The sequence below is a fragment of the Adhaeribacter arboris genome, assembly GCF_003023845.1.
GTDB classification, from domain to species: Bacteria; Bacteroidota; Bacteroidia; order Cytophagales; family Hymenobacteraceae; genus Adhaeribacter; species Adhaeribacter arboris.
In genome coordinates this window covers 879,812-901,615 of record NZ_PYFT01000001.1, presented here as the reverse complement: position 1 = coordinate 901,615, position 21,804 = coordinate 879,812, and the positions used below count along the sequence as shown (strand labels likewise).

The following is a 21,804-nucleotide window of genomic DNA, read 5'->3' as shown; positions in this document are numbered from 1 at the left end:
GTGGTCTTTGGGTAGCGGTTTAATAGATAACTCCAATCGATTGCCGCAGGCGCCGCTTTAGAGTTCAACTTTACTTTTCTGGGGTTCGGTAAAAATACCTGTCAAACTTTAAACAACGAAGAAGCTCTTTACGGCAACGCAAATGCCACGTACCGATCCCCCGACTTCGTTTTGAGTTTGCCACCCCCGCAGGCAATCACCACGTATTGCTTACCCTTGACGGCGTAGGTACTCGGCGAAGCATAACCGGCGGCAGGCAGTTTGGCGCGCCAGAGTTCGCGGCCCGTTTTGCGGTCGAATGCCCGAATGAGTTCGTCGCGGGAGGAGGCAATGAAGAGCAACCCGCCCGCCGTGACGGCCGGAGCACCATAGTTGTCGGTGCCCGTTGGGGGCAAGCCCTTCGCCACTAGTTCGGGGTACTCGCCCAACGGGACTTGCCACCGGTGTTCGCCCGTATTCAAGTCAATTGCCGTCAGCGTGCCCCAGGGCGGACGGCTCACGGGATACCCGGCGCGGTCATACCAGCGGGTAAACCCGGTGTGGTGGTAGGGCGCGGTGTTCAGGCCCGTGTTGCTGGCGACGGACGTGGTTTTGCCGAACAAAAAATCCACGATGGCCTTACGCTCGGCTTCCTTGAGGTGGGTGAAGGCAGGCATCATGCCCTGGCCTTTGGCCAGCACCTGGGTCACAGACGTCTCGTTTCGTTTTTGGGAAATACTCGCCAAGGCCGGATAGGTCCCGTCGTGGCTGCCTTCGCGGTTTTGCCCGTGGCAAGAAGCACAGTTGGTTTGGTAGAGTTGGCTACCGGTGCGGTCAACAGCCTGGGCGGATACGGAACTGGCAGGAGTTGGAACCAGCGCCATGGTGACCGGAATTTGCTTAGCCGGAACGTACATAATACCGGCTTCGTCTACTGCGGCCCCGCCCCACTGCGCCCCCCCGTCGGTGCCGGGGAAAAACACGGTCCGGTTGGGGCTCAGAGGAAGGGGAAAGAACTCTTTTCCCGATTGCCATCTCCGGAGTTGGGCCAGAATGGTATCGCGGTCGGTAACAAAGTCGTTAATATCGCTTTCCGGAAACGATTGCCGGGTAAAAGGTGCGGGTTTGAGGGGAATGGGCTGGGTGGGCCAGGCTTTTTCCCCCGGAACGGTGGATGCGGGCATGGGTCGTTCCTCAATCGGAAATAGCGGCTGACCCGTGACCCGGTCGAAGACAAAGAGGAATCCTTGTTTAGATAAAACCGAAACGGCATCCACCTTTTTACCGTCCTGAACGACGGTGAATAAATTAGGCGGAGCCGGAATATCGCGGTCCCAGATGTCGTGGTGGATCGTCTGAAAATGCCAGCTTCGCTTGCCCGTGGCCGCATCGAGGGCGATGAGGCAGTTGGCGAATAGGTTCTGGCCGGGCCGGGTACTGCCGTATAAATCAAAGGCCGCCGTTCCCGTGGGCACGTACACGATGCCGCGCTGCCGGTCGATGGCCATACCCATCCAGTTGTTGGCTCCCCCGAAGTTACGATAGCTGTCTTTGGGCCAGGTATCGGCCCCGTACTCGCCGGGGTGGGGAATGGTGTGGAACGTCCAAACCAGCTTTCCCGTGCGCAGGTCGTAGGCGCGCACGTCGCCGGGCAGGGCCGGCGCGATTTCCGACACCCGGTGGCCCATGATAAGCAGATTTTTATAGACCACGCCCGGCGTGTTGCTCACCACGTACTCGTCGGCTCCGGGACGGGCGAGACCTTCTTTTAAGTTGATTTTTCCGCCTTTCCCAAAACTGGCCACCGGTTTTCCCGTTCGGGCGTCGAGGGCGTAGAGCAGCGAGCCGTAGGCGAAGAAAATACGGGCTTCCCGTCCATCGGTCCAGTAGGTAACGCCCCGGCTATTCATAGCGAAGGTATCGTCGGTGAAAGCGGTTTTCCAAATCTCCTTACCCGTGGCGGCGTCGAGTGCAAAGGCCTGCGACCCCGCCGAAACCCCGTACAGCACGCCATTGATGATGAGCGGGTTGCACTGGATCTGGGTGTTGTTTTTGAGCGTATCGACCCCGCCCGACGCATATTCCCAGGCGACCTGTAAGCCGGCCACGTTGCCGGCATTTAGCTGCGTGAGCGGCGAAAAATGGTTGCGATCGGGCCCGCCGTTGTATTCGGGCCAGTCGGTGTTGGCGGGTTTATCGGTCAGGCTGAGCAGGCCAACGGTCAGGAGTAAGGCCGGGTAGGTGAAACGTTTCATGAGTTGGTTGGGAGGAAAGTACGAATGTAAACAAAATGGCCGAAAGTTAGGAGTGTCTTGTCCGGAAATACATTGACCAAGTTTATCTTGTAAAACAACGATTTTTCTGAGAATGTATTTAGTTTAAAATAAAGCTACTGCTTGGCTCTCGTGAGTTAGAATAGGAAAGTAGGAAAAAAAGTAAGAAAAGTTAACTCTGACAAACGGTAACAAAAAAACAACTATGGGCCACTGCAGAAGGAAGAATTTTTTGGTATATTTCTTAAAATTAATCAAGGATGACCTTATTAAAAGCTTTGCTTGTTGCCCTGCTTTCTTTCGCAATGGTATCCGAGGCACGCGCCCAGGGGAAAAAAGGAACGATTGTGACGGAGCAACTATCCTCGGCAATCCTGAAGGAAAATTTAGTCGGCCTGAAAACCGTGCGGCAAGTAAAGATCTACCTGCCCTCTGGCTACACAGCTTCCGGTAAAACTTACCCCGTCGTGTACTATTGCCACAGCATCTATGGGAAAGCCACCTGGGTACTAGACGAGGGTACCCCGATTGAACAGTCGCTAAATCGCGCGTTTGCTAAGGGAGAAAAAGAATTTATTTTAGTAGCGGCCGATTTTTCTTCGGCCAATATTGGCAGCTTGTACGAAAATTCCCCGGTGAGTGGCCGGTGGCTGGATTTCATCACGCAGGAACTCGTTCCCTTTATTGATAGTAAATACCGAACCATCCGGCACCGCGACAGTCGCGCGGTAACTGGGGACTTTATGGGCGGTCGCGGGGCGCTGAAGTTGGGGATGACGCACCCGGAGCTTTTCGGGGTGGTGTATGCGTTGCATCCGGTAGCAGTGGGGGTGGGCACCCGGCCCTGGTCCGAGCTGGGAGTTAACTGGGAAAGAATATTGGCGGCTAAAACTTTTGCCGACTTGGGAGGAGATAAACCCTGCGAAACTTTTTTGGCCATTTGTCAGGCCTTTTTACCTAACCCCTCTCGTCCACCTTTCTACTGTGATTATTTTGTCAAACGGGAAAATGGTAAAATAGTCATGGATCCGGCAAAAGTACTCCAGATCCAGCACAATTTTCACTTGGAGGAAACGCTCAACGAATCCTATAAGAATTTGCGATCGTTGCGGGCACTCGCGTTCGACTGGGCCCGCAATGATGGCAACTATGACCATATTCATGCGGCCCGGGCTTTTACGCGGAGCTTGGAAGACCTGGGCATTGAACACGAAGCCGAAGAATACCGGGGTACGCCCTGGCAGAACGACCGCTTTAATACCAGGGTGTTGCCTTTTTTAGCCCAGCATCTGTTATTTGAAAAAGAGTAGTCGTTTACTTGGGTTAGTAGAAAAGCCGGATAGAAAAAAATAGACCGGTGTTTAATCAGGTAAAACGACCGTTTTACCTGACGAAGTTTAAGCTTTAATAAAGCACCTATTTTAGCCTAAAAACCGTCTCGAAATACCATCTCAGGAAAGAAAAGGGTAAGTTGATTTTTGAGATGAGTTTAAAGAAATAAAAGCTAACCGGATTAAACTAGGTTCATTTACCAGGAATTCTGGACTAAGCCCACCTTACACCCCAAATTGGGTTAGATGATGATCTAAGTGTTTGTAAAACATATTATTCCATTCCGTTGTGGTTAAGGCGCCAAAGGAGTGAGACGGCTTCTGATCAAAGTGCGTTTCGCCTAATTGTTGCGTTTGCTGAATGTAGCCAATTAAGCGATTTTTCTCAGTTTCGAAATCTTTATTGCTGGTGATCAGGAAGGCGGGAGCAGTGCGCGAATTTCGTTTATAAGGTACCTCACTGGTGACGATCTTTTTGATAAACGTTTTTAGAATCAATTGCAGCCAAAAATTAGGTTTGGGATGCTTGTTTTCAAAGACCATTTCATACGTGACGTTGCAATGGGCTAACATCTGGGCAACGGTCATTTTCCCCCAAAGAGGACGGGAATTGGGTTTCAGCGTCTGAATTCTTGCAATTATTTGAGCGGAAACAGCTTGAGTGAAAATGTTGGGTAATGCCATAAGCAAGATTTTAATAATAGAGTGTACTTTCGGGTATTTTAAGGAATTCCCCCAAAGATAAAAGAGGAAAATTAATTACTTGTTTTGAAAAAATAGTCCATCCTTAAGGAGGCTTCTAGCATTCCTTTCAGAATTTCCAGATCAACATCTGCCAACTTATTGATGTAGAGACAACCCACCCCAGTCTTGTGTTTGCCCAATTTTTGCAGTGCTTGCGCGTGCTGCTGGTGAATATCGCCGCTGAGGTACAACGAAAGATTGGCTTTGCGGGGCGAGAATCCGATGCGCAACCAATCTACTTCCCGACCCGAATTGGGGCTTTTGAGTCTTACCTGCCCAAAACCGATGAGCGAACTGCCCCACATTTTAGGCTCTTCGCCGCTGGCTGTTTGCATCACTTCCAAAAGCTGCCAACTGTCTTTGCGCTTTTGTTCTTCCGGAAGACTATTGATAAAATCCGCTACACTGGCGGAAGTAGCTTTTGTTTTGTTATCGGCCATGAGAAATTATGTTTTAGTTGCTAGTAGTTTTGAGTAACCTGTAGCTAAACGGAACTATCGAATATACTATCCTATTGGAAAGAATTTAGCTAAGCGGCGAGAAGAAATGTTATCCTTTCGGTTGTAGGAAGAAACCTTCAAAGGAGTTTACTTCTTAGAAATAGTATTAACCCCGGTTAGCAAACGTTAGCGTAAGCCGTCTTGATCCAACGGATTACCTCCTGGTCCAGGTCGTTCAAGTCAGCAAGATTCATTTTATGCGAACCCATGACGTTGGTTGCCAGGATAGCTTCTAACTTTCCTTGTGCCTTTTGTCCTTTCAGGTTAATGCCGGTTTTAAAGCAAGTTTGGATAGCGGGTTGTAAGGTGGCAAACTGCTTTTTCCGTCTGAAACGCACATAAGCCTTTTGGGAGCGATTTCAATATCCGACTCTAATTTCTGAATTTCCGTCACCAGCTTCTCGTAAAGGAGTTTAAAATGTTCTTTGCCTTGATATTGTTGGCGGATTAAATCAGCCTGATTTGGAACCGAACCGACGTCCGAACCTTTGGCTTTCAGAGCAACCAGATTGGCAAACCCGTGGGTAAGCGCATGTTGTTCTTTTAAAAACTTGACGATTTCGCCGTATTTGGGCAAGTTTTCTTTTTGTACCAGATCCATCCATTGTTGCAAGGTTTTGCCTGTATTCTGGTGCAGGTTTTCAATCATGGTTTAGGTAGCTTGGTCCATAGGTTGCTATTTATTTTCGACGTACTACTATTCGAGAGGAAGTTTCACAAGTAACCCAACCTGGCCGCGCTCCCCGGCAGAATGAAGTTGGGCCAACGAATACAGGTTAAATAAACGGAAAAGGAAGAACGAATATAGGATATATTTCCAGCAATAGAAACAAGCAACTGAGAGAAATATGGTCTTTTTATCGAGTTATAGCGAGACGAAAGTTCCGGAGTGGGTTTCCATAGAATAGTGTTCAAAACGTAACCCAAAAATCCTTCCTATAACTACTCTTCCGATAAACTAAGACTAAGGTCCATTCGCTATAAAATCTGCCTTTTCCTCACGGCCAAAGATTGTCGCTCTTTCTTTGTGAATCTCTAAGGTAGCACTTCGATAGTAGATCGTATTATCTTTTTACCTTTAGATTCCCCGCACCTAGTTTTTGTCACTATAAACACTGGTGCTCTTTTTAATTACGAAACAAAGTCGGAAAGAAGAGAAAGCGCAAAATTGTTTTTAGGTGGTTTCGGCGCCGGGTTCCATGACAAGGAGGTACAAAAAGTTACTACTCCGAACAAACATTATTGGCATGCCTAACTTGTAATTGCCATGTTGTATCCTTCCTCATCCAAATATTAGTATATCTTCGGTTTAATTGTTTTCCGGCATTGGGAGCTCCTGCCGCGGGAATTACTTCTTCTCTTCCCATTATCACCACCATGTTGGGAAAAAAGAGAAACTTTTCCGGAAATCTTTTAAAGGAAGTATATCGAATAACTCCTTTTTGAATTAATTGGAGCAGTTCTTTCTTTTCGTTGACAATTCGGTTGGTGGGATGATTCACCGTCACCTCATCCGCCATTAACTTATCGAGTGCTCCCGCATCCCCTTTCAAGATAGCAGCCGCATGGGCCAGATCCAGTTTTTCAATTTCCTGCCGCAGGGCCATGTTTTCTTGAGCGAAACCCAGAGTAGAGAATAGCAGGATAGCTAATAAAAATAGATATTTCATAATTCAAGTATTTAGTTTTCAGCAGCTTAAATTATTAAATTCACAGGCTAAATAAAAGTTTTTAACAGTCTTATGTATTTAAATTGTATTTAAAAGATGATCTGCCAGTGAAAAATTTATCTTCTACCTAACGTTAGGTAAAACAGCAGCAGTTATCCGCCTGGCTTCAGGAAGTTGCTTTTCTCAGCTAGCTTTTTTTCTACTTAATAGATAAATCCAAGGCGGAGCACAGGTTGTATAGTGCTCCCAAGTGCCTGGTTTACTCGTGTAATCTGATCCTACTTCTTCTTGCCAGCTTAGGATTTCAAAGCCGCGAGCAATTAGTCCGTTAATAACAGTGGCCATCGTATGCTTAAACTCTTGCGGGCTGGTGACTTGCACGGCTTGATTTTCGGGATTGGTAAAGTTCCAGTGTGCGTCCACGGTTTTTACGGGGTATCCTTCTTGATAGGGTTGCCAGAGGGGATAACCTTTGCCTTGCCATAACTCCTCTGCTTGCCATTCTAATCCCCAGCAGCCATCTTTCCATGAACCATGAACATAGGGGTTATGAAACATTAAGTCATAAACGCCTTGCGGTTTTAGAACGCGAGCCACTTCATTGAAAACCTCTTCTACGCTAGACAGGTAGTTGATGGAATAAGGTTGATAGACGATATCGAATGCTTCCGCCGGACTAAAAGATAAATCCCGCATATCGGACAGGATGATTCGGATGGGTTTATTATAGGCCGCGGCGGCGAGTTGATCTTTTTCTAACTGTACTTGGCTAAAATCAACGACGGTCACTTGAGCGCCTAACAAGGCAAAGCTAATACTTTGCTGCCCTCCACCACTGGCCAGGCAAAGAACATTTTTCCCAGCTAAACTAGCGGGATAGAAGCCGTGCTTATTAAGGTACTGGTGCGCTTGCTCCGGTGTTAATCCCAGTTTAGGCTGGGAGCATACCACGCCTTGGCGGGCTAATTCATTCCAAAGCTGTTTATTCTGTTGGGATACGGCATCCATATTTTTCGTAATTTAGACGAAGTAGGCCAAGCCAGCTAATTATTTACTAATAACTGGTACAAACTCGGGTTTGGGGGTGGCAATAAGGGTGGCAGTTAACTCGGCACCTTGGTAAAACAATCGAATTGCTTGCTGCACGTCTTCATTGGGTTAGAGAAACTAATATACCGGATATTTAAAATAATCGAAAGTGGCTTGAGGAAGAAAAGCTTTCTACTTTTGAGAATGCCAATTTTGCTTCCATTGCTTTTGCTAAGATATCTAACTTTGGGTAGTCCACAACCACCTGCTGCTCAACCCTGCTTTTGGGGTCGGCTTACTTTTTCCAAATCTTGCAGGGCGTTTTTATGCATGGTTTGGGTTAGTTGCCGGGCTTTTTTCGCTTTTGCTTTCGCCGCTTGGGTATCTTTGGCCAGAGCCAGCACCGTAGGCACAAATTGCTTCACTTCCGCTTCCTTATCAAAATCAAACAACCATTCGCCTAAGCCAATGTCCTGCCACATGTAGCCCTTGCTGCTTTGTTCTTCCCAGCGGCCCACAATAGCCGGAATGCCCTGGGCAATGCACATAATCGGGCTATGCATCTCCAATCCGAACAAACCGGCCGACTGTTTGTAAACACTTAAGGCTTCATCCGGCGCCCAGTGCCGGTTCAACCAAATCACTCGTGGCTTTACATCGTCGGGTAATTTATCGAACACCCAATCTTTCCCGATAGATTGTTCGGTTTCATCTTCATTGCCAATCAATATTCTATGGTTGGTCTGCCGGACAATCGCCGTAATAGCTTCGCGGAGAGGAAGGTGGTCATGCTCTTTCATTTCTTCGTTGCGGGCATGTTTAACCGGGTCGATGGGGCGGTTCTTGTGCTGGTGCAACCAGGAAGGCGTATGGCGCTGCTTGGGCAGACACACTAAAAACTGCTCTTTCTCCAGCCCGTGTTGTTTCAGGAAAGGCAGCGCTTTCCCATCGTCGGTTATATCAAAGGCAAATACGGCATCGGGCACAAATTTTATATCCGGGGAACGGACACCCAGCTCTTTTACTTTTTTCAGGGACACCGAATCTCTTAAATACACAAAGGCTGCCTCGCTGAGGGTAGCCGTTTCCGGGGTGCCGTACAGCCCGTAGGTTACCCCAAATACCCCGAAGGGTTTGCCGGTTATCTTTTTAAAGGTGGCCGCGTCTTGCCAGGCAATGGTGGCCGGACCCGAATTATGCAGGAAAAAATCAGCGGAAGCAATGGCCTGCTGCAGTTCCGGGGTGGAGGCTTTGCCATCGGTACTCAGGGTTCCCTGCACTATTTTAAGCTTGGGAAACCGCTTTTTCAGCATCGCAACTTCTTCGTCGGGCAAATAGCTGTACCAGGGCCAGAAAGTGACGGTAGCTTCGGGCAGATGTTTTTCCAGCAAAGCCAGCATGCCGGGCGTATGCGCAATGTCGCCGATGTTTTCTGTCTGCCAGCCCGAGCGAAGCAAAATATGCCGCGGCGCTTGCTTGCCTACTTTAAAATTAATCTCTCCTTTGCTAAAAGATGCCAGGGCTTCCCCGGCCACTAAAGCGCCGAGGGCAGATATTGCAGTTTTTTTTAAAAAATCTCTCCGGTTATGCATAAATGTTAGTTTTTTAAATTGAACGATGCTATTAAAAAGCTATTTCGTGGGGCCATACTGCGCGTCTGCCACCTTACTGCCCGTTTGAAGTGGAATATCGGCTTCGCTGTTTACCTTTTTCCCATTGAAGAGCACATTTTGAAAAGTTGCACCGCTAAACCGGCTTTTAACAAGGGAGGGTACCGGATTTCCCGTCATGGTAATATTCTTGAATACCACTCCTTTAAATTCCGCTTCCGGATTTTGCAGGCCTAACAGAGCGGTGGGTTCTTCAAACCGGATATTTTCCATTAAATAATTGGTATGCATGGCTTTCCCTTGGCTGTTCGGACTAACCGCGCATAACAAAGACCAAGGCGCATACCACTGGCTTTTGCTCATGTGAATAACATCGCTGTTTTTTAAAGTAATGTTGTTTGTACGGAGCGCCTGGCCATTAAAGCCAATCCGGAATACGTTGGCTAAAGTAGTCCAGAGCACACAATTTTCGATGTAGATATTTTTTACCTCGCCCGCCGTATTTCTGGTGGTAGCCCACATATCTTTGCTACTGTCTTCGGTAAAAAAGGCAAAACAATCGTCCATGGAGCGGATAAAGCTGTTGATTACTTTACTGCGGCCCCCGCCGTACCAATCGATGCCATCCCCGTTAATATTTTGCGGATTTACCGCGATAATTTTAATATTATCAAAAACAGCATCGAAAGTTGTATGGGTTTGCAGCGACCAGGTGCGGCTGCGTCCCACAAAAGTAACCCCCCTTACCGTTAGCCCTTGCACGTTGTGGGTGGTGAGCGGATGCCAGTTTTTCTGATGTTTCCAGCCATCATCGTGGTGTTCGGATTGCGGGCCGTAATAAACTACCGTGCCCCGCCCCAGGATGCTGACGTTTTTAGCATTCCACACGTTAATACTGCCAAACAAAACGGCTCCGGCCTCCAGATAAAGCGTTTGATTACTTTTGAGGTCGATATGCTGTTGGTGAATGCCGGCTTTTAACCGAATTACGTTGACATCGGTTAAAGAAGGCAGATTTGTTTCCGGACGATTGGCAAAAATAAAAAGCACGTCATCTTTAAAATTACTCGTTCCTACCCGCTCTACGGAATATTGACCCGCTTCGGTCAGCGCAAAAGTAACGGTAGAGCCATTTAGTTGCGGCTTGATATTTTTAGATAAGGGCCGGACCTGCACTTCTCCCCGCCAATAACCTTTTTCGTCTGGTTTAATAATTTCTTTGTTAGAGGTCTGCCCAGAATAAGACTGGGTATCAAAGTTAGATTTAACCGAAACCGCCACCCTCTCCGTGAAATCAAAACTGGCAAAATAAACGTTCAACCCCGCGTGAAAAACCGGTACTGATTGCCCGTTTACGGTAACCACATAATAATCCGAAGCAAATTCTTCCGGCACCGAATGCGGCGTTACGTTTTGGCCTAAACTTACCAGGGGCAAAGTCAAGAGGACGAGCCAATAAAATTTAATTTTTTTAAAATATTTCATTTTTGTAGGGGAGAATAAACTAGTTTTTTGGATTCTGTTTTTACTTTAAAATCAGTGCCGTTTGGGTGGCGGATAAAAATTTTTGCTACATCTTCCATGGCGTAAGCGGGCCGTTTATCGGGGTTTCGCAACTGAAAGTCTACATTCTGAAAAGAGATGTTTTTGGCGTGCCGCAGATAAAATCCGTAAGCCGGTAAAGAGATAGTCTTGCGGTAAAGCGCTGCCTTTTAAAACGGCCATGGGTGAAAGATGCAATAGGATATTGCTTTTCAAGTAGATGGTTCCGCTCAAAAAAGTGCCTTTCGGAAAAAAGACGATACCCCCCGTTTCGGCGCATTTATCAATAGCTTTTTGAATGGCTTTTGTATTCTGGGTTTTAGCATCGGCCACGGCTCCGAAGTCCAGAACACTATAGGTATTAGCCCGAACCGGGAAACCTGCCAATAAAAAAAGAAACCAAAAACAATAATTAAGATTCTTCCATTTAGGTCTTTGCATATTTGGCTTTAGATTTTTGATAAAATTTGAAAGTTTTTCGGTAATGCTTTTTTTGTAAAAAGTTCTAAGAGTAGGTGAAGCAAACCAGGTACGCAACTAGCGCCAGATTTAAGCAAAGCGTCACGGGTGCTTAATAGACACCAGTCAGTATCCTGACTGACGTATACCTCATTTCGCCAGTCGGGAGCCTGGCTTCTGTTCGTTTGTCACCCGTGACGCTTTGCTTAACTCTGGCGCCGGAGAAAGATGGAAAAGGAATTCTATTTTACTAAGTTGTTTTTCAACTTATTACTGGGCCACACACTCTCCTTCTTCCCTCCTGTTCAGAGGTAAAGACTATCCATCTATAGCATCAATAAATATCCTTATTAAAATAAAAATAAAAAATAGTTTCCGCCTAGTTGACCTTCTTTCTTTTCTGGCATCAACTGGTAAGTTCATAAAGGAAACAACCCGTTACTGCCTGAAAAGGAGAATATTATGGCAAATACAAGAAAACCCGTACCTACCCACAAATTAGAGCATTCATCGGGAACGACCAAAACCTACCACCACGCTCCTTTATATATTTGACCAGCCATGTACATGAAAAATTTCTATAGAAAGGTAAAGAATCACTCTTTATTATGTCTCCCGGGACCATAATGGGGAGATTGTATATTCAGCCTGTAACCCTTATTGACTTACTCGAGGAAGGCAATAAAGGCATAGCAGCAATGAATAATTTTCCAGCCTTCCCTGCCATTTCCTTTTATGCAACTGCCATTCTCATTCCCTCATCCCACAACTTAATTTTCCATTCAAGTTAAATTTTAAACTCTACAAAATGAACAAATTAACCTTTTGCGGGTTGCTACTCGTGGTAGCTTCCCTGACTTCCTCTTGCCAAAAAGAAGAGGAGATTACCAAAAATCCGCCTGCGACTAAAGCAGATGAAAGTACTTTGTTGGGCGGCAAAGCCACCACCATTGAAGCCCTTTGTGAAGCCTATTTTAAAGCTCATCAAGAAGAAGCGCCCAACGCAGAAAAAATAATTTCTGTCACCAAGGAATTCTTTACCATTAACCACCAAACCAAAGAATTTAAAAACAAGAAACCTTGTCGCATTCAACCCATATATGCCTACGGAATAGATGGCGTAGCCTATTATGAAATCTGGTTTACGGAAAATAATAAAACACCCTTGGGCTGGATATTGATCAGTGCCACCGATAAGGATTATCCCTTGGTCAACTTTTCGCAGGGCCTCCCCTACTCTTCGCGCATGTTAACTGAAACGAACCAAGATAATAAGATCTACCGGTTTGGCGTAAGCTATTACGCCATGGAAAAAAACGGGCAAAAAGTAGCTGATTATGGAAAAATGCCGGCCTTTATTGCCAACGCAGACCGGGAACTGGAAGGCAGCAACAGCGGAGATTCAAAAAATCCAGATAAAAATGCCCGGAAAAGTTCGGTAGAAGCGAAAGAAGGAGTTGATTATACGGCGGTTACGGGTTATGAGTCTTTAAAACAAGTGTACGCTAAAAATTATTATTCTTCCAAAAGAAGCATCGCGGCGCAAGAAATGAAAAGACGCCTTTTTCCAACAAATGGTCACGGCGAAGCGGTAAAAAAACAGGGAGCCAACTTGAGAACGGCCGGGGAATATTATTACCGATGGGTACCCGGTTATTCCGCTTATTATACCCAGATTGATCCCGGTTATAGATATAATTATTTTCCTTGCTGGTCAGGTTGTTCGAATAATGCGTGGACTAATATTTACGGTTGGTGGGACGCGAACAGAAGTAAATCTACTTTAATTCCTACTACTTCTACCGGCGAAGCCAGTCCCTTATACCGGAATACCTACGCTCGACAAGATGCTATCGATCCGATTCAAATGTACATTAGGGCTATAAGCGGTACTTATTGTGGCGATGGCACCGGTTGGACTTTGTTCTCTGATGTTTATAAGGGAGTATATTACGCACCCGCTAAAGGCTATGGCTATAACTTCAGTGCGTGGTGGTGTAATAGTCCGGGTTGTAATGTTAATCTAGCTAATATTGTTACCGAAGGCATTGCCAATAATTATACGCCGGTGCATATTGGCGCTAATTCTCATGCCTATGTAGGTCTTGGATGGGCGCAATGGAGTGACAATACGGATTGGACCTGGGTATATTGCTATCCGGGTTGGAGAGAGGATAATCTGGATAATGTATGGATTGGGTGGCGAGATCTCAATTCCGCCACGAGGTTAGATATTTATTAAATTCAATAGCAGGGTTCCTCCAGCAGCAACAGGAACCCTGCTTTTCATTCGGAGAAAGGAAGCGGCGTATACCCTGCATATCACCGAGTCCACCCATTTGGATTATTTTTAAAAAGCAATTGGTTTTACTCCGCAACAATTCCGGGACAGTCTTCTGCTTTTATTTTGTGAATATTACTTTGATTTTTGATAGTTATCTTTGATTATCAGGCCTTTCTTTACGTCATTGGATTATTTAATTAAAGATCAAAAGAAAATGGAAGCAGAAATCATTCAAGCGATACATACTATTTTTGAGGGAGTAGATGAACGCAACCGGCCGAAAGTACAAGTCATAATGGCCGAGCAGGTAATGCTGGACTACACCTCCCTGAACGGCGGCGAACCCAACCAACAAACTCCCCAGGAAATAACGGCGATTTGGGCTACCTTTCTGCCCGGCTTTGATAAGACCCATCATCAAATCTCCGACTTTCGGGTAACAATTACGGGTAATCAGGCCGTGGCCCATTATCAGGGCAAAGGAAACCATTTCCTAAACAACGAAGTTTGGACCGCTGAAGGCACGTTTAATACCGCACTCGAACAACAAGACCATAAGTGGTTGGTCACCCAACACAAATTTAATTTAATCAAACAAAGCGGCAACCAGGAACTTCCCGCTCAAGCAAAAGCAGTTTTAGAAAAAAAAGCAGCCCTGTGAAAGAAGCCGTTCAATTTACCAGCGAAGGCTTAGTGTTAGCGGGCCACTTATACAAACCCCAGGATTGGGGGGAGACTAAGAAGTACCCGGCCGTATTAGTGGGTGGCTCCTGGACCACGGTAAAAGAACAAATGAGCGGCTTATACGCGAATGCATTAGCCAAGCAAGGTTTTATTGCCTTCGCTATCGACCCGCGTTACTTTGGCGAAAGCGAAGGCCAACCCCGGTTTTGGGAAAACCCGGCCGCTAAAATTGCTGATTACCAAAATGCTATAATTTATCTGCAAACAGTTCCGGGAGTGGACAAGAACAACATTTTCCTGACCGCTATTTGTGCCAGCGCGGGTTATCTGGCCAACGTCGCCGCGCAGAGTGAGTGAAAGGCTGAGCTACCGTGGCCGCCTGGTTGCACGATGCCGAAACGGTGAAACCCTTGTACGGAGGAGACGAAGGGGTAACTTTCCCATCAACATTGATATAGGAGTAATCAGCAGTTAAATAACGGTCAAATACGGTTCCTCCGAATACTAGCATCGGTTAGTTCCTGGGTTATCTTTATTAATTCCTGTTCCGGGTTCTTGTTGGTTGAGTTTTAAAACTAATAGTCAGCAACCTCCCGAAGGTGGCCATTAAGGAACCGTTCGTTTGCGCTGTTGCACAATCTAAAACCGCCAACAATGGGGCCCAGTGATTTTACTGCAGAAAGTCTTTTCATTGTTTTAAAAATAGCAAAAGGTAAAATAATGCGTAGACAAGGGTAATGGTTACTGCCAAACAGCAGGTTGGGAAGCTAAAGGGCTCTGAGCAGTATAATTCTATGCTTTCGCTGCTAAGTTTTAGTTAATGCTAAATCAGGTATTTAACAGAAAAATCTTTTGACTTGAAGTAAAATTACTAATGGTGTATAAGAAAGTATTGTAAAAAAACGCCATTTCTAAAAAGAAATAAAATTTCGGTATAGTACCATTTGATTGTACAACAAAAACTCTGACGGGCAGTAGGTAGTGGGCGATTGATTGCTGAAAGTTTTGAATTCTTTGATAAAATGCGCTTGGTCGTAATACCCGCAGGTCAAGGCAATATCCGTCCAAGTAGCGGGTTTGGGGTAGTTCATGAGCGCTAATGCCTGATGGAAGCGTTTGAAGCGCGCAAATAATTTGGGCGAAACCCCGACCCGTTCCGTAAACTGCCGTTCCAGTGTTCGCAAGGGCATGTTGGTATGATAGGCAAGGTCCGTCATGGTCATCTGCCCATTCGTGATCATCAGTCTCCGGCAGGCTTCTCTAATCTGATCGCCGGAATGATAGCGCAAAGAAATTCTTTTCAAAAAATAATCATCGGCAATAGCTATTTGAGCAGCAAAATCTTAAGCTTCTACCAACTGATTTAGAAACCGGCTACCTTCCGAGGCGCCGGATAATAATAAAAAGTCAGGTAACGAATTAGTTAATTCGGCCATATTCTGCCGAAATAAAGCCGAAAAGCCTGCGGGTTTAAACGGAATCACCAATACTTGTATGAGGGCATATTCTTTAAAAGATAAAGTAATAGGAACAGTGGTTAATGCATTTAAATAAGCAAGAGAGGAAAGGTTAGTAGCAGCTATAGGTCCAGTTAAATAATCTTTGGTTTGTTCCAAAAATACCGGACCGATAAAAAAGGATATGCCGGGTATATCGTAAGGAAGAAAAGTCTGCCTTAAGCTGGGTAAAATAGCCGTGTTGAAGGAAACATAAACATATTGACCAATAAATCTTTGCAAAGCCAGATGGGGTGCGGCTTGTAAAAAGAGCATAAATTCCAGATCAAAGTTCCTGATCTTCAATATACTAAATTTTACGCGTAATCATTATGCAATTAAACAAATACCTGAATGCTACCAAGAAAAAGAGCATGTGTATTCTTGAGTAAGATGAGCATTTATAATGACGGAATATTCATTTACCAAGGCCACTCCTTAAAATATGTCATTTGGGTAATGCAGGCTTTTATGAAAGTAATTTTGCCTAAATTATAGCCTTAGTTATGTTTTATTTAATAAAATAACTCAATTCTAAAACCATTTTACGTAAAAGGATTATTTCACTCTCATTATTACGCCCAATTCAAATTAAAATTCAGTCATAAAAAAACCGGATAGAGATTCTTCTATCCGGTTTTTAAAGCGAGGAGCTTATTTAGTTAAGAGAATTTTTTGCTGCTGTTGAATAGTTGGGGTTTGCAATTGGAGGAAATACAACCCTGTCGCTTTATTTTGTGCTTGCCATTTTACCTGGTAGGTTTTCTTTGCTTTTGCTTCGCCCTGGAACAAAGTAGTAATTTCCCGGCCTTGGTTGTCGTACACCTTTACACTGGCAGGTTGCGTTTGCGGTAAAGTAAAGCTCACGGTTACCTTTTCGCTGAACGGATTTGGATACGCTTGAAGCTGTTTTAAGCCGGATATTTCTGTTGGTAGGGTTACCTCGGTAGCTTCTCTGGCAGCAAGGAGGGGAGAAGTTTCCGGCGCTACTTTCACCACCCAGTAATCGTATTCGCCCTGACTAGGCTGCGTTCTATCGCCGCTGGCACCCGAAAGTGATTTACCGGCCAGCAAGTAACCACCATCCGGCGTTTGAATAACGGCCCTCAGGTCATCCACACTGCTGCCCCCAAAACGTTTGTCCCACTGGTACATGCCGTCTTTATCGGTTTTAACGATCCAGTAATCAAAGCCTCCCTGGCTGTTTTGGCTTTTATTGCCGCCCATGCTGGAAGCCGAAATACCGGCCAGTAAATACCCGCCATCCTGGGTTTGGATACTGGCCTTAGCTTCGTCGTCAAAGTTACTTCCAAACCGCTTATCCCATATTTTAACGCCTTTATTGTTTATTTTAAGGAACCAGAAATCTTTCAGCCCTTGGCTGCCGCGGGTTTTATCGCTGCCCGCCGGTGAATCGCTCGAACCCGAGATAAAGTAATCGCTGCTGCCACTGCGGCCCAAGGAATAAGCTTCGTCTTCGCCGGCGCCGCCATACGTTTTATCCCAAAGCTTCGCGCCATTTTTATTTACGCTGATCAACCAGAAATCTTTGCCACCCCGGCTTTCCTCGCTTTTTTCGCCGTTGCCAGCCGAGGTGGAACTGCCGCCTAATAAAAATCCGCCCCCTGAAGTTTGCACAATACCCGTGAGCGCATCGTTTAAATTGCCCCCATAGCGTTTATCCCAAATCTTGGTGCCGGTATTACTTATTTTTACCAGCCAATAATCATAGCCCCCTTGGTTACCCTGACTTTTGTCGCCGCTAACCGGGGAGTTGCTGTAACCGGCTAAAATATAGTCACCGGTAGAAAGTTGAATTACTTTTTTGAGTTCGTCGTAACCGCTGCCGCCGTAGCGCTTATCCCATTGTTTTACCCCGGTGCCGCTAATCTTCACAATCCAGTAATCCCGATCGCCGCGGCTGGCCTGGCTCTTGTCGCCACTAATACCCGAGAGCGAGGAGCCAGCGAGCAGATAACCACCATCCTGCGTTTGAATTACCCGATTTAGGTAATCATCGCCGCCCCCGCCATACCGTTTATCCCAAATCTTTTTGCCGTTTTTATCTGATTTTACCATCCAGTAATCGTTCTTGCCCCGGCTCGCTTGCGTTTTATCCCCGCTAATGCCAGACGGAGAATAGCCAGCGGACAAGTAGCCGCCATCGGCTGTCTTAATAAAGGAAGTTAACACATCGTAGCCGGAACCACCGTAGCGCCTATCCCAGGCGGAGTTATTTAAGGAAGTTTCGTCTTTTATTTCTACTACCCAATAATCCGTGGGCCAAAATTCAAAATTTATATTGGTTGAATCCCGGAGAGCCTCGCTTTTATCCCCGCCGATACCGGATTCGGAAGAGCCGCCTAACAAATAGCCCCCCGTTGAACTAGTAACAGCCGCGGCTAGAAAATCGTAATTAAAGCCACCCAAAGTTTTGTCCCACTTTTTAACACCTTGGGCATCAATTTTCACTGCCCAGTAATCCACAAATTCATAATCCTTTACCCGGACATCTTCACTTTTGTCAGCACCTTTTCCATAATCGGAATCACCGGCCAATAAGAAACCGCCATCCGGGGCAGAAATAAGAGATCTAAGGTTAGCACTACCGCCATAAATAGTATAGGTACTATCCACAAATTTCAAAGTAGATTCCGTAAGCCCCCCCACGTAGGTTTTATCCCACTCTTTTTTACCCTGGTCGTTTATCTTCACTACCCAATATTTTCTAAGGTTGGTGTACTTATCACTCAAATTATCTTCACTTTTTTCAGCTCCTGGTTCTGCCGTAGAAGTACCGCCTAGTAAAAATCCACCGTCCGGTGTGGTAATTAGCCCCGAAAGCACCGATTCGCCATAAGTAGTTACATTACAGCCAGTAGTACACCAAGGATCGGTGTAAGTGCCTTTAATACCGCCATAAGCTCTGTCCCATACTTTGGTGCCAGTTGCGTTGATGCGTACAACCCAAAAATCGTTAAGAGCCCGTTTGGCTTGGGTTTTATCGCCACTGTAGCCCGAAACGGAAGAACCGCCAAGCAAATAGTCGCCGTTGGCTCCAACCGCCAAAGCGGCCAAATTATCTACGCCAATCCCCCCAAACGTTTTATCCCAGAGTTTTTTACCGGTACCATCCAGTTTAACTACCCAATAATCTAATCCGCCCCGTATGGCTTCGGTTTTATCGCCGGAAATACCAGATTCAGAAGTGCCCCCCAGCAGGTACCCGCCGTCGGGCGTAGCTATCAGAGCAGTAAAAATATCTTCCTTCGCTCCGCCGAAAGTTTTATCCCATTGCTTGTTGCCATCCGCATCTATTTTTACGACCCAATAATCGGCGTCGCCCCGAACGGCTTCGGTTTTATCGCCGGAAATACCTGATTCGGAAGTGCCCCCCAGCAGGTACCCGCCGTCGGGGGTAGCAACAATAGCGGCCAATTTATCTTGATGGGTTCCGCCGTAACTTTTATCCCACAGCTTATTACCTTGCTGGTCGGTTTTTATAATCCAGTAATCTTTTGTGTAGGGCTGACCGGGATTGCTCTTGTCGCCGGACTTACCCGAGTTGGAAGTACCCCCCACTAAATAGCCGCCATCAAAGGTGGCAATCATAGCGGTAAGTCTATCCTCATATTTACCCCCAAAGGCCTTTTCCCAACCTTTCCGCACTAACGATTTCTCCATCACCAAAAAGGTTTGTGTGGCTTCCGCTGATTTATAAGTATCATTCCCGGCTTGGCGGGCTTTTACCGTAACTTTACCTGCTCCCGTTAAGGTAACAATATTACCTTTTACGGTAGCCGGGCCAGACACAATGCTGAAAGTAACGGATAAGCCGGAACTAGCTGTAGCAGAAATGGTGAAAGGCGCATCACCGTAGGTTTTATAGATAATAGGCACGAAAGTAATATTCTGATTCAGGTTTTTACCGCTATTATCTAATTTTACTACCCAATAATCAGAAGTACAAATAGTAGAGGTACATTCACCGAGTTTCGCCTGGCTTTTATCGCCGCTTTTGCCCGAATTAGAGGAACCGCCCAGAATATAGTTGCCATCGCTGGTTTGTTGCAAGGAAGATAAATAATCCCCGGCGTTCCCGCCCAAGGTTTTATCCCAAACTTTGGCGCCAGTCGCCGCTATTTTTACTACCCAAAAATCGTTTGGATCATAAAATTCATCCGTTTTCTGGAACTCTTCGGTTTTATCCCCGCTACTACCCGAATCGGAGGAGCCACCGAGTAGGTAGCCGCCGTCGCTGGTTTGTTGGAGCGAGGTTAAAACATCGTTATTATTACCGCCAATGGTTTTGTCCCAGACTTTATTGCCGTTCGCTTTTATCTTTACCACCCAATAATCATTAGTGATATTACCGCCACCATCTGTACCTCCTTTTCTATGCTCGGTTTTATCGCCGCTACTATCGGAGTTGGAAGAACCGCCTAAAACGTAGCCATCTTTTGTTTGTTGCAAAGAACGCAATTCATCATTATTTTCCCCGCCCAAGGTTTTATCCCAAGCTTTCGTACCGTCCGAGGTTAACTTTACAATCCAATAATCTGCGGAGTAATAATGTAAAACTTCTTTATTGTTCTCGGTTTTATCGCCGCTAATATTAGACTCGGATGAGCCGCCCACAATGTAGCCGCCATCGCTGGTTTGCTGCACGGAATTTAACTTATCAAAGCGGTTACCCCCAATCGTATTATCCCACACCTTGGTACCATCGGCCTTTAACTTCACCACCCAATAATCGTATAATCCTTTATTAGATTCTGATTTGTCGCCGCTGTTGCTGGATAAAGAACTTCCCCCCAGAACATAGCCGCCATCGCTGGTCTGCTGTAGTGAACTAAATTCATCTCTACTATCGCCTCCAATCGTTTTATCCCATACCTTGGTACCGTCCGCATTTAGCTTTATAATCCAATAGTCACCTCTATTAAATTCAATATTTTTTAAATTATCCCGACTGGCTTCCGATTTGTCGCCGCTTTTCCCGGAAAGTGAAAAGCCACCCAGAATATAGCCGCCATCTTTTGTTTGTTGTAACGAGGTTAATAAATCATTCTTGTTACCGCCAAAAGTCTTATCCCAGGTTTTAGTGCCATCGGCTTTTAGCTTAACGATCCAATAATCCTGACCACCTTTTGAGGCGGTGGTTTTATCGCCGTTAATGCCGGATTGGGAAGTACCCCCGAGAATGTAGCCCCCGTCGCTGGTTTGCTGCGCGTAGGTTAGCTGTTCATTGGATTTACCGCCAATGGTTTTATCCCAAATTTTAGTTTGCGCAAAACTTTGATTTACCAAAATACAATAAAGCAGCAAAAAAATGCCCAGCTTAATTTGCCAATGGTTAAATCCCGGAATTGGTTGCAGCGGGTAATCAGGAGTTAGAGGTAATTTCATAGAGTGGCAAGTAGAAATAGAAACAAATAGGTAAAATTAAAAGCCTTGGAAAAAGTAACTGAACCATCATTTTCCAATGAAGGTCAGGAGGGGAATTCGTAAATGTATACAGTTGCTAAACTTCATCATATACCTAAAATTGGGTATTTTTAGTATTCCTAATCTTATATATTTAGATTGGGATGAATGTATATAGCTGTATTTAGCATTAATAATTTACTTGGTTAATCCTTTACTTCCATAGTTCCAGTACTCATTACCGGGTAAAGGAATAAGCCCGGTATTCTAATTATTTAGACATAAATGGAACCGGTAAGTAAATCAGAGGCAAACAAATAATAAGGCCTTTTTAAAGGGAAGCTTATTCTAAAGGAGTAAAAGTTTACTTCTACCCTGACCATTCTTCTATTATATCCGAGCCGACGATACGCCCCCATATCATTAATAAATCCAGCAAATCGCCCAATTGTTACCGGGTATTTCTAAAAATATTATAAAATACTTACCTTGAAAATAAGAGGAGCTTGGTTGATTGGCCACATAGTACAAGAACACATTGGGTCGTCAGTCCTTAACGTGTGTCCACCTTGTAATTTGCTAACTGTACTAAAACCAGAAACAGTGAATGCTGAACATACCTGAGATCGTCGGAGAAAAATTGGGTAGTAGCTGGTAATAAAGGGTGTTTCGGCTCCCCGGTTCTCTTTGTATACGGGTTAGATCCTTCCAGAAGGGCTCGAAAAATTAGGAAAGGTTATATTCTACTTGATTTAGACCTGGGTATCGGACAATTA

The 21,804-nt window shown here is 45.5% G+C and carries 17 protein-coding genes; 4 read left to right on the top strand and 13 right to left on the bottom strand.

All coding sequences use genetic code 11. The annotated features are described in order from the left end of the window. Positions 1–128: 128 nt before the first annotated feature. Positions 129–2,234, bottom strand: a complete 2,106-nt coding sequence (locus tag AHMF7605_RS03875) for an outer membrane protein assembly factor BamB family protein (protein WP_106926628.1) — start codon at positions 2,232–2,234, stop codon at positions 129–131. A gap of 278 nt (positions 2,235–2,512) precedes the next feature. On the opposite strand from AHMF7605_RS03875, the gene AHMF7605_RS03870 reads away from it, so the two are divergent. Then, the gene (locus AHMF7605_RS03870; RefSeq protein WP_106926626.1) at positions 2,513–3,562 is read left to right on the top strand and encodes an alpha/beta hydrolase; all 1,050 of its coding nucleotides are present in this window, start codon (positions 2,513–2,515) and stop codon (positions 3,560–3,562) included. A 246-nt stretch (positions 3,563–3,808) separates the two neighbouring features. Here AHMF7605_RS03870 and AHMF7605_RS03865 read toward each other — a convergent pair whose 3' ends face one another. The 9 genes from AHMF7605_RS03865 to AHMF7605_RS03830 all read right to left on the bottom strand — a co-directional run bounded on the left by AHMF7605_RS03865 (position 3,809) and on the right by AHMF7605_RS03830 (position 11,119). Further along, positions 3,809–4,267 (bottom strand): DUF1569 domain-containing protein, encoded by a 459-nt coding sequence (locus AHMF7605_RS03865; protein ID WP_106926624.1) that lies wholly within the window; start codon positions 4,265–4,267, stop codon positions 3,809–3,811. A 71-nt stretch (positions 4,268–4,338) separates the two neighbouring features. Then, positions 4,339–4,767, bottom strand: a complete 429-nt coding sequence (locus AHMF7605_RS03860) for a DUF1801 domain-containing protein (protein WP_106926622.1) — start codon at positions 4,765–4,767, stop codon at positions 4,339–4,341. A gap of 176 nt (positions 4,768–4,943) precedes the next feature. Beyond that, positions 4,944–5,165 carry a DUF5655 domain-containing protein gene (locus AHMF7605_RS30415; RefSeq protein ID WP_233218932.1) on the bottom strand — a complete coding sequence of 74 codons (222 nt, stop codon included), beginning with the start codon at positions 5,163–5,165 and terminating at the stop codon, positions 4,944–4,946. Beyond that, positions 5,087–5,476, bottom strand: coding sequence for a DUF4287 domain-containing protein (locus AHMF7605_RS03855; RefSeq protein WP_233218931.1), 390 nt, complete (start codon positions 5,474–5,476; stop codon positions 5,087–5,089). The genes AHMF7605_RS30415 and AHMF7605_RS03855 overlap by 79 nt, the downstream gene beginning before the upstream one ends. Before the next feature lie 574 nt (positions 5,477–6,050). Continuing rightward, positions 6,051–6,497: a nuclear transport factor 2 family protein gene (locus tag AHMF7605_RS03850; RefSeq protein WP_106926620.1), complete on the bottom strand. Its 447-nt coding sequence runs from the start codon at positions 6,495–6,497 to the stop codon at positions 6,051–6,053. A 183-nt stretch (positions 6,498–6,680) separates the two neighbouring features. Continuing rightward, positions 6,681–7,505: a class I SAM-dependent methyltransferase gene (locus tag AHMF7605_RS03845; RefSeq protein WP_106926618.1), complete on the bottom strand. Its 825-nt coding sequence runs from the start codon at positions 7,503–7,505 to the stop codon at positions 6,681–6,683. Positions 7,506–7,798: 293 nt separating this feature from the next. Continuing rightward, positions 7,799–9,118, bottom strand: coding sequence for a polysaccharide pyruvyl transferase family protein (locus AHMF7605_RS03840; protein ID WP_106926616.1), 1,320 nt, complete (start codon positions 9,116–9,118; stop codon positions 7,799–7,801). Positions 9,119–9,157: 39 nt separating this feature from the next. Then, entirely contained in the window at positions 9,158–10,621 is a 1,464-nt protein-coding gene (locus tag AHMF7605_RS03835) for a glycoside hydrolase family protein (protein ID WP_106926614.1), read from the bottom strand. A 114-nt stretch (positions 10,622–10,735) separates the two neighbouring features. Beyond that, the gene (locus AHMF7605_RS03830; protein ID WP_106933334.1) at positions 10,736–11,119 is read right to left on the bottom strand and encodes a glycosyl hydrolase family 28-related protein; all 384 of its coding nucleotides are present in this window, start codon (positions 11,117–11,119) and stop codon (positions 10,736–10,738) included. Positions 11,120–11,945: 826 nt separating this feature from the next. Here AHMF7605_RS03830 and AHMF7605_RS03825 point away from each other — a divergent pair. The 3 genes from AHMF7605_RS03825 to AHMF7605_RS03815 all read left to right on the top strand — a co-directional run bounded on the left by AHMF7605_RS03825 (position 11,946) and on the right by AHMF7605_RS03815 (position 14,462). Further along, positions 11,946–13,379 (top strand): hypothetical protein, encoded by a 1,434-nt coding sequence (locus AHMF7605_RS03825; RefSeq protein ID WP_106926612.1) that lies wholly within the window; start codon positions 11,946–11,948, stop codon positions 13,377–13,379. Between the two features lie 256 nt (positions 13,380–13,635). Further along, on the top strand, positions 13,636–14,082 hold the full coding sequence (locus tag AHMF7605_RS03820; RefSeq protein WP_106926610.1) for a nuclear transport factor 2 family protein: 447 nt from the start codon (positions 13,636–13,638) through the stop codon (positions 14,080–14,082). Continuing rightward, on the top strand, positions 14,079–14,462 hold the full coding sequence (locus tag AHMF7605_RS03815) for an alpha/beta hydrolase (RefSeq protein WP_106926608.1): 384 nt from the start codon (positions 14,079–14,081) through the stop codon (positions 14,460–14,462). Before AHMF7605_RS03820 ends, AHMF7605_RS03815 begins: the two co-directional genes overlap by 4 nt. Positions 14,463–15,016: 554 nt before the next feature. Here the strand turns inward: AHMF7605_RS03815 and AHMF7605_RS03810 are convergent. The 3 genes from AHMF7605_RS03810 to AHMF7605_RS03800 all read right to left on the bottom strand — a co-directional run bounded on the left by AHMF7605_RS03810 (position 15,017) and on the right by AHMF7605_RS03800 (position 21,010). Next, entirely contained in the window at positions 15,017–15,409 is a 393-nt protein-coding gene (locus AHMF7605_RS03810) for a helix-turn-helix domain-containing protein (RefSeq protein ID WP_146153511.1), read from the bottom strand. A 39-nt stretch (positions 15,410–15,448) separates the two neighbouring features. Further along, the gene (locus AHMF7605_RS03805) at positions 15,449–15,907 is read right to left on the bottom strand and encodes a DUF6597 domain-containing transcriptional factor (RefSeq protein ID WP_106926604.1); all 459 of its coding nucleotides are present in this window, start codon (positions 15,905–15,907) and stop codon (positions 15,449–15,451) included. Between the two features lie 348 nt (positions 15,908–16,255). Continuing rightward, the gene (locus AHMF7605_RS03800; protein WP_106926602.1) at positions 16,256–21,010 is read right to left on the bottom strand and encodes a T9SS type A sorting domain-containing protein; all 4,755 of its coding nucleotides are present in this window, start codon (positions 21,008–21,010) and stop codon (positions 16,256–16,258) included. Positions 21,011–21,804 lie beyond the last annotated feature (794 nt).